Genomic DNA, 6126 nt, shown 5'->3' with positions numbered 1-6126 from the left:
CCGGCCGCTGAGCGCCGGCGCCGGCGAGCCGCCCGTGGACGAGGCGCCGCCCCCGGCCGTCCTGATCGTCGGCGGCGAGCTGCTCACCCCGGCGCCGGCGGGGCGCGGCGACGTCCTGCTCGTCCACGGGCGCGTCGCGCGCGTCGGCGCCGTCGACCGCGGCGCGCTCGACCGGCTCGGGCTCGCCTACGCGGTGGTCGACGCGGCCGACGCCTGGGTCGCCCCCGGGCTCATCGACGCGCACGAGCACCTGCTCGGCGGGAGCGGCGAGGGCGGGCTGTCGCTCCAGTCGCCGATGCTCAACCTGCGCGAGATCGTGCGCGCCGGCATCACGACCGTCGTCGGCGTGCTCGGCGTCGACACGACGATGAAGACGATGGCCGGGCTGCTCGGCCACGTGAAGGGGCTCGCCGAGGAAGGGATCACGACGCGCATGTGGTCGGGCGGCTACAACGTCCCGCCGACGACGGTCATGGGGTCGATCCGCGAGGACATGCTGTTCCTGGACCCGGTGATCGGCGCGGGGGAGATCGCCGTCTCGGACGAGCGCGGGCTCAACCAGTCGGCGCAGGAGCTGGCGAAGCTGGTGCGCGACACGCACGTCGGCGGGCTGCTGACGGGGAAGGCGGGGGTCACGCACTTCCACGTCGGCGAGGAGGAGACGCGCCTGCAGCCGCTGCGCGACCTCATCGACGGCCACGGGGTGAAGCCGGAGTGGCTCTACCCGACGCACGTGCAGCGCAACGCGCGACTGCTCGACGAGGCGATCGAGCTGGCGCGCGCGGGGGCCACGGTGGACTTCGACACGGCCGCCGAGGACCTGCCGCGCTGGTACGCGTACTACCGCGACCGGGGCGGCCCGCTCGACCGGCTCACGGCGTCGTCGGACGCCGACTCCAACGCGCCCGACACGCTGGCGCGCGAGCTGTGCCGGCTGGTGCGGCACCACGGCGTCGCGCCGTCGGACGCGCTGCGCCTGGTGACCGAGAACGTCGCCCGCGTGCTGAAGCTGGGGCGGAAGGGGCGGCTCGCCGAGGGGATGGACGGCGACGTCGTGGTGCTCGACCGCGACACGTTCGCGGTGCGGCACGTCGCCGCGATGGGGCGCGTGGTGGTGGCCGACGGCGCGCCGGTGGTGCGCGAGCGGTTCCTCGCCGAGAGCAAGCGCGACTGGCACCTGCGCGGCGACAAGGCCGCGCAGGCGCCGGAGGACTAGGCGCTCAGCGCGGGCGCGGCGCCGGCAGCGGATCGGCGTGCGGAAGCGACGCCGGGGCGGCCGTGCGGAAGAGCGTCGGCAGGCGGTCGGCGAGTGCGGCCGCCGAGAGCGGGCTCTCGAGCAGGCGCCCGAAGACGTCGGCGGCGCTGTGGGCCACCTGGTAGCCCACGTCGCCGAGCGACTCGATCGTCAGGAGGCTCATCGGCCGGCGCTCGAGCTGCGTTCCCGGCACGGTGGGACTCTCCATGAAGCCGGTCATCAGCTCGATCGTGTACGTCTGCTCGCGCCAGTGCGAGCCGGCGGTGCCGGTGCCCCCCTCGGTCTCGAGCATCGCGCCCTCGCCGAGGTTGGTGAATCCCATCCCCGCCGACGCCAGCGCGCCGCGCCGGCCGACGAAGCGCGGGTCCTGCGCCGTCGCGACGGCCGGCGCCAGCAGCCGGTTGCCGATGTTCCAGATGCTGCGGCTCACGCCGAGCACGTGCCCGATCTCGTGCGTCACCACCGCCTGCAGCGTGCCGGCGTTGTAGAGCGCGCGGAGGTCGGTCGTGTCGAAGCGCATGCCGCCCACCAGCGGCAGCAGGGTCGTGGTGCGCACCGAGCAGGCGCCCGCCTGCCCGAGCGTGCCGCCGCGGCCGTCGATGTTCTCGAGGCGCACGAAGATCAGCAGGTGGCGCACCGTCTCGCCGTTCACCGCGACGTCGTTGAAGCACGCGCCGGCGGGGATCGAGAGGCTCACCGGCCCGCCGGTCTGCATGATCGCGCGCTCCCAGTCGGCCACCCCGTTGCGGAACGCCTCCTCGAACTGCCGCTCCGACGGCGTGACGAAGCGCAGCTCGACGCGGAACCGGTCGGCCGGCGGCTCGATCACGCGCACCACCGCCGTGCCGACGCCGCGCTCCGACGTCACGCGCACCGTCGTCGTCCCCAGCGCCGCGGCGCGCACGGCGCCGGTGGCGCTCACCGTCGCCACCGCCGGGTTGTCCGACTGGTACGCCACGGCGCGCCGGAACTGCCGCACCCCTCCCAGGTCGACGAGGATCGGGTAGAGCTGCGACCCCGAGCCGTTGAGCACGACCAGCGTGTCGGGCGCCACCACCACCTGCGCCACCGGCGCCACGCGCACCGTCACCGTGCGCGTCGCCGTCAGCCGGTCGCCGGCCGCGCGGATCGTCGCCGTCCCCGCCGCCAGCGGCCGGATGCGCCCGTCCGCCTGCACCTCGACGACCGTCGGGGCGTCGCTCGAGTACGTGACCGCGCGTCCGTCGGTCACCGGCCGCCCCGCCGAGTCGGTGAACTGCGCCCGCACGCTGTCGCGCAGCCCCGTCCACAGCGAGTCGGGGACCCGCACGAAGGCGAGCGACGCGGCGAGCGGCCCGCGCACCACCACCGCGCGGGTGCCGGTCACCGCGCCGACGCTGGCGGTGACGGTCGTGCGGCCGACCGCGATGCCGCGCACCACCCCCGCGCCGTCGACGCGGGCGACGGTCGTGTCGGCGACCCCCCACGTCACGGTGCGCCCGAGCAGCGCGCGCCCGGTCGGGTCGGTGGGCTCGGCGGTCAGCGCGGCGCTCGCGCCCACGACCACGCTGTCGGCGCCGCGGATGCGCACGTCGGCCACCGGGGCGGCGACCACGCGCCGCGACGCCTCGGCCGACACCGCGCCGGCGCTCACGCGCAGCGTCGCGCGCCCGGGGCGCACGCCGCGCGCCGCGCCCGACGACGACACGACCAGGACCGTCGTGTCGGAGGAGCTCCACGTGAGCGCCGTGCCGGTCACCGCGCGCCCGTCGGCGGCGCTCGCGGCGGCCGTGTACTGCCGTTCCTCCTGCTCGCTCAGCGAGTCGGGGGCGGTCCCCAGCTGGAGGCGCGCGACCGCGGTCGGGGTGCCGCCGCCGTCGGGGCCGCCCCGGTCGGGCCGTCGCCGCCCCCGCCGCAGGCGGCGAGCACGAGCAGGGTGGCGAGGGGCGCGAGCGAGCGCGCCCGGGAACGGGCGGGATCGGAGGGGGGCATGCGGCGGGGAGAGGCGGGAGGGGGACCGGCCCCCTCAGCCTATCGGTCGCCGGACGCCCCGTCTACGGATGGGGCGGGGAGCGGACGCCTCAGCGCCCGCGCTCGCGGCGCCCGACGCGCGGGGCGAACGACGCCAGCAGCTGGCGCGCCTCCTGGCGCTCGTCGTCGGTCATGATGTCGCGTCCCTCGGACACGCGCTGGGTCGCCAGCACCTCGTCGCACAGCTCGCGCAGGCGCAGCAGGTGGCGGCGCTCGTCGGCCGCCTCGGCGGAGGTGATGTCGGGGGCGAGCTCGGGGGAGTCGGGAAGCGAAGTCGACATTGCGCGTGGAACGACGGGTCCGGGGCCGCACCAGGGAGGTACGGCCGCGGCTGCCGTAGTGCAGGGACCGGGCCGCCGGGGTGGAGGCGCGGGCGCGGCCCGCCCCCTGCGGCGAGGGGCCGCGGCCCCTTCCCAGGAGACCGCGCCATGCCGCTCGCGCCCGCCGCCCCCAGCATGCAGGACCACATGCGCCGGATGCTCCGCGCGCACCCCGCCCCGGTCGAGCTGGCCGGCGACGAGGGGGCGCTGCTCGAGGCGATCGAGGCCTGCGTCGACTGCGCCCTGACCTGCTCGGCGTGCGCCGACGCCTGCCTCGCCGAGCCCGGGGTGGCCGAGCTGCGCGCCTGCATCCGGCTCAACCAGGACTGCGCCGACATCTGCGACGCGACGGGACGCATCCTCGCGCGCCTGACCGCCCCCGACTCGCCGGTGGTGGGCGGGCTGCTGCGCGCGTGCCTGGCCGCCTGCCAGGCGTGCGGCGCCGAGTGCGAGCGCCACGCCGCGCACCACGACCACTGCCGCGCCTGCGCCGAGGCGTGCTTGCGCTGCGAGGAGGCGTGCGGGCGGCTGCTGGCGCGGCTCCCCGGGCGCGCCTAGCTTTCGCCCCTGTGAGAGCGCGGGGCGGCCGGCCGTTCGTGTGGCCCGCCGCCCCGCGCCCTGTTTGCATCCCAGGACCGGAATGGCTCGTGCGGAGCGGGGCTTCGCCGACCGAACAGCCGCGCGTCGCGCGGCGAGGTGACCCGTGAACGACCGCATGCCCGCCGACGAGACCCAGATGCCCCCGGAGGCGCCCGACGCCCCGGACGCCCCGGACGCGACCGCGCCGGACGCGAACGACGAGCAGCCCGGCTTCGCCGCCCTCGGGCTCGACCGCGCGCTGCTGCAGGCGCTGACCGCCCTCGGCTACGAGGAGCCGACCCCGATCCAGGCCGCCGCCATCCCGCCGCTGCTGGCCGGGCGCGACCTGCTCGGCCAGGCCGCCACCGGGACCGGGAAGACGGCCGCGTTCGCCCTCCCGCTGCTGCACCGGCTGCTGGCGCACGAGTCGCGGAGCGACCGCCGCCGCGCCCCGGGCGCGCTGGTCCTCGTGCCGACGCGCGAGCTGGCGATGCAGGTCGCCGAGGCGATCCACAAGTACGGCAAGGGCTTCGGCGCGCGCGTGCTGGCCGTCTACGGCGGGCAGGCGTTCGAGCCGCAGCTGCGCGCGCTGCAGCGCGGCGTCGACGTGGTGGTGGGGACGCCCGGGCGCGTGCTCGACCACATCAACCGCAAGACGCTCGACCTGTCGCGCGTCGGGACCGCGGTGCTCGACGAGGCCGACGAGATGCTCGACATGGGCTTCGCCGACGAGCTGGAGTCGATCCTCGAGCAGCTGCCGCCGGCCGACACGGGGCGCCAGACGGCGCTGTTCAGCGCCACCATGCCGCCGCGCATCGCCGCCATCGGCGAGCGCCACCTGCGCGACCCCGAGCGCGTGTCGATCGCGCGCGAGCGCGTCGCCCCGGGCGAGGCGCCGCGCGTGCGGCAGACGGCGTTCGTGGTGCGCCGCGAGCACAAGCTGGCCGCCCTCGGCCGCGTGCTCGACATGGAGGCGCCGACGTCGGCGATCGTCTTCTGCCGCACGCGCGGCGAGGTGGACGAGCTGACCGAGTCGCTGGCGGGGCGCGGCTACCGCGCCGAGGCGCTGCACGGCGGGCTGTCGCAGGACCAGCGCGACCGCGTGATGCGCCGCTTCCGCGAGGGGAGCACCGAGCTGCTGATCGCGACCGACGTCGCGGCGCGCGGGCTCGACGTGGAGCAGCTGTCGCACGTCGTGAACTACGACCTGCCGACGTCGCCCGACGTCTACGTGCACCGCATCGGGCGCACGGGGCGCGCGGGGCGCGAGGGCGTGGCGATCACGCTGGCGCAGCCGCGCGAGCACCGCCTGCTGCGCAACATCGAGGAGCTGACCGGGCAGCCGATCCGCGTCGAGGCGGTGCCGTCGGTGGTCGACCTGCGGGCGCGCCGGCTGGAGCTGCTGCGGGCGTCGCTGCGCGAGGCGATCGTGGCCGACGGCTTCGACCAGTACCGCGGCGTGGTGCAGTCGCTGGCCGAGGAATTCGACGTGATGGACGTCGCGATGGCGGCGGTCCAGCTGGCGCACGCGGCCGAGGGGGGCGCGGCGGCCGAGCAGGACGCGCAGGACATCCCGGCGCTGAACTTTCCGTCGGGGCCGGGGCGCGGGCGGAGCGACCGCTTCGGGCGCGGCGACCGCTTCGACCGCGGGGATCGCGGCGACCGTGGCGATCGCGGCAGCCGGTTCGGCGGACGCGAGCGGACCGAGCGTCCGGACCGCGGCGACCGCGGCGACCGGTTCGCGCGTCCCGAGCGGGGCGAGCGCGCCGAGCGGGCGGAGCGTCCGGAGCGCGCCGAGCGCCCGCGGGAGGAGCGCGGCTTCGACCGCGGCTACGAGCGTCCGCCGCGCGAGGAGCGCGGGTACGAGCGCGAGCGCCCGCGCCGCGACGGCTGGGGCGGCGACGCCCGCGAGGAAGTCGGAGGCCAAGCGGTCTTAGGAAGACAAATCGTGGTCTCAACTCC

General features: G+C 76.8%; 5 protein-coding genes. 3 read left to right on the top strand and 2 right to left on the bottom strand.

Going from position 1 to position 6126, the window contains the following annotated elements; translation table 11 throughout:
- On the top strand, positions 1 to 1216 hold a 1216-nt coding region (locus tag PYV61_RS19480; RefSeq protein ID WP_275834725.1), incomplete at its 5' end, for an amidohydrolase family protein.
- 4 nt (positions 1217 to 1220) lie between these two features.
- On the opposite strand, the gene PYV61_RS19475 is transcribed toward PYV61_RS19480, so the two are convergent.
- A complete protein-coding gene (locus PYV61_RS19475) occupies positions 1221 to 2993 on the bottom strand; it encodes an Ig-like domain-containing protein (RefSeq protein WP_275834722.1) in 1773 nt (590 codons plus the stop codon).
- 322 nt (positions 2994 to 3315) lie between these two features.
- On the bottom strand, positions 3316 to 3546 hold the full coding sequence (locus PYV61_RS19470) for a hypothetical protein (RefSeq protein WP_275834720.1): 231 nt from the start codon (positions 3544 to 3546) through the stop codon (positions 3316 to 3318).
- Positions 3547 to 3720: 174 nt separating this feature from the next.
- Here PYV61_RS19470 and PYV61_RS19465 point away from each other — a divergent pair, with 174 nt between their 5' ends.
- The gene (locus PYV61_RS19465; RefSeq protein WP_345785267.1) at positions 3721 to 4143 is read left to right on the top strand and encodes a four-helix bundle copper-binding protein; all 423 of its coding nucleotides are present in this window, start codon (positions 3721 to 3723) and stop codon (positions 4141 to 4143) included.
- Positions 4144 to 4321: 178 nt separating this feature from the next.
- The coding region (locus PYV61_RS19460) for a DEAD/DEAH box helicase (RefSeq protein WP_345785266.1) at positions 4322 to 6126 on the top strand (1805 nt) is incomplete at its 3' end.

Origin of the sequence: Roseisolibacter sp. H3M3-2 (assembly GCF_029211165.1) — a bacterium.
Classification (GTDB): domain Bacteria; phylum Gemmatimonadota; class Gemmatimonadetes; order Gemmatimonadales; family Gemmatimonadaceae; genus Roseisolibacter.
This window is presented reverse-complemented; position numbering and strand designations above follow the sequence as displayed.

Bases quoted from the DNA above. Each gene is read 5' to 3' on its own strand.
- PYV61_RS19465 (WP_345785267.1), top strand. From the start codon at position 3,721: ATGCAGGACCACATGCGCCGGATGCTCCGCGCGCACCCCGCCCCGGTC.
- PYV61_RS19470 (WP_275834720.1), bottom strand. From the start codon at position 3,546: ATGTCGACTTCGCTTCCCGACTCCCCCGAGCTCGCCCCCGACATCACC.